At 39.9% G+C, this 2,955-nt stretch carries 1 protein-coding gene; it reads left to right on the top strand.

Annotated features, from left to right (window positions below; translation table 11 throughout):
* On the top strand, nucleotides 1-2,955 hold a 2,955-nt coding region (gene dptH / locus AB4496_RS17345), incomplete at both ends, for a DNA phosphorothioation-dependent restriction protein DptH (RefSeq protein ID WP_372131474.1).

The following is a 2,955-nucleotide window of genomic DNA, read 5'->3' as shown; positions in this document are numbered from 1 at the left end:
CACTTGAGCCTAGCTGAAGCAATAGTTAGTGATAACATCAATGATAACAGCAGTTTTAAAACACTACCCAAAGTGACGTTAAAGCGCTTGAATGCGCGTGGTTTATTGCCTTTTCTGTACCACCCTAAACATGAGTTTGCTTTTACCAAGCTAGAAAAAGACAACTCTATGTGGCTTGAGCTAGTGCCTCATCAAGAAACAAGTTACAGCTACGTACGTAAATTGGTGAAAGATAAGGTCACAGAGTTTAAAGATGCCTTTAGTTCACTATTTACTGCAGGTAGCAAAGCCACACTGATTATCAACTCGGTAAATAACCATAAAAATGTTGAACTGTTTATGGGGCTGGTGGATTACGTTAAAACGCAAAAGGACAAAGTCTGCCATATCCATGTGAACTTATACGATGATAAAGAGACACGCTGCGAATTTGACCGTTTTGCAGAAACAGCCAGTTACGACGAGTTGAAAAGGTTATATGGATTAGATAAAGGAGCACTGAAAGAACAAGCAGATGCCATTATCGACCTATTACGTACACGCTTAACTTACAGTAAGTTTCGTAACGATGAATGTGAGACTAAACCGCAAGCGTATGCACACCTAAGTTTTTTCAGAAATCATCATAAAGTAGAGCCAACAGATGTAAACGTGCTAGAAGAGCTTAGTGGCGTAGTTTGTCACGGCTTATTGGCGGGCGAAGCAGCCGACAACAAAGAGGAAAGCTACTTCACTGCATTTGGTTTGAAGAATGTTGAAACTAAAGATAATTCGCACCTTAGCATGGCGCAGCGCCTTAATGGTTTGATTAAACCTGCCCGTAAAACGAATGTGCAACACGGTCGTGCTAACTCTTTAGCTTTAGCGGTGAGTGATGACTTTAAAACACTACTTGAGCGCTCTTACGATAATTCAATATGGACCACAATTATTGACCCTAAAGTCACCTTAGACTTTTTTGAAAGCGCTAAAGATATGGTGCTGATCCATTACTCAGATAATTACACTAACTCAACCAACTACGATGCGATCACAGTTACCAAAGAAACGGACCTGTATAAAAAAGTATTAGAGCAGGACGAAGGTGGCATTATTGAGGAGTTCAATGCCTTCAACGGTGAGTGGTTACTCAAAATGATCACTGCTAATAGCAATGAGCGAAAAGAGAAAAAGGGTATTATTGGCGCCTATAAATACATCAATTGCTTATTAGCAAAGTCCGATATTATTTGGGTTCCGTTATCAGTTGCTGAGATGGTTCGTGTAGCCGGTAATATTGGCTTGAAAATGAATGACAGTGATTTTTCACGTAATGTAAATGGTTACAAATCCGGTGCAATTTCAGACGATGTGCTGTTTGTTGGCTTTAAAGACAATCAACTTTACTTACTTCCACTTGAAGTAAAAGCAGGGCTAAAACAAACTCACAATAAAGGGGTAGAGCAAGCCAAAGAGCTAAAACGTTATTTAACTGAAGATATTTTAGGTCGTGATGATTTAGCAGGGCATCTTTACCGCGGTTTGTTTATGCGTCAGATACTAATGCAGATTGATAAATACAAACTGTATAACCTTTATCAACCAGATTACTTTGAGCCACTCTTAAAACAACGTGAATGGTGGCTGCAGGGCGATTACCAATTAGCTGAACTGCAAGAGTACCCTGAAGGGTTCTTGGTAGCGATGGTAGAGAATGACACCTTCTTTGAAGCAAGCTTTGAGGAGGTGAAAAATATTCTTAAAATTCAACTACCAAGCGCTAGTTTAAATCACTTAGTAAGTACTCGGCTAACAGACCTAATGGCAGATGCTTGCTCTGATACATTAAGTAAAATCCCAGAGCAATATCTGTTAGCTGAAACTACTCATGTAAAAGTGGTAACAACTAGCTCTGTAGAAAATAGTAATGAGATTGTTAATACTAAAATTGAACCTGAAGAGGTCATAAATACTCCAACAGTTGAGCGATCGTCAGAAAATCAGACAATTAACGTACCGGATTCAACCATAGCGCATGATCCAAACGATAACCTAAAGGTCCTGGTTGGTCATAATGTACGTGATGATGGGGCAGTTTTCTGGGAACCGACTAATACTGCCAAATTCATGAATACCAACTCTGGCATTATAGGAACAATGGGCACGGGGAAAACACAGTGTACGAAAGCGGTAGTGACACAGCTTTATCGTGATCAACATAAAAACGTAGATGGCAGTCCAATCGGTATTCTGATTTTTGATTACAAGTCAGACTATGTTGACGATAAGTTTATTAGTGCGACAAATGGGAAGAAGTTTAAGCTGTTTAAACTTCCTTATAATCCACTAAGTCTATTTGGTGATACGCCAATGTTGCCAATACATACAGCAGCTGGTTTTTCTGAAACTATGTCAAAGGCTTACGGATTAGGGAAAAGGCAACAACTTAAGCTTGAGAACCTTATTTTAGAGGCTTATGAAGCTGCCGGTATTCGCCCAGAAGATCCGAGTACTTGGTCAAAACCCGCGCCGACTATCGAACAGGTTTGGGACCTATTTCTAGATCAAGAAAAAGTAGAAGAAGATTCTCTTTATGCCGCTTTATCCAAGTTGGCTCGATTTAAGATATTTGAAACTGAACCAGAAAAAATGGTGAGCTTATATGAGCTAGTTGATGGCATAACTGTTGTTGAGCTTGCAGGGTACCCTCCTGAAGTACAAAACCTTGTCGTAGCACTAACTTTAGATTTGTTTTATTCACAGATGCAGAAGAAGGGGAAACCTGAAGTGCAGGGTGATTTCCGCCAAGTGACCAAGTTGGTGCTGGTGGATGAAGCAGATAACTTTATGTCTCAGAACTTCCCGAGTTTACGCAAAATCTTGAAAGAAGGGCGTGAATACGGGGTTGGTGTGATTCTATCAACGCAAGATATTACCCACTTCAAAACCAGCGAGAATGATTATTCAAGTTATGTT

The organism is Vibrio sp. 10N.222.46.A1, from assembly GCF_041473595.1.
Taxonomy (GTDB): domain Bacteria; phylum Pseudomonadota; class Gammaproteobacteria; order Enterobacterales; family Vibrionaceae; genus Vibrio; species Vibrio tasmaniensis_A.
Note: the sequence above shows the minus strand (reverse complement) of the source record. Positions and strands in the feature narration are given on the sequence as shown.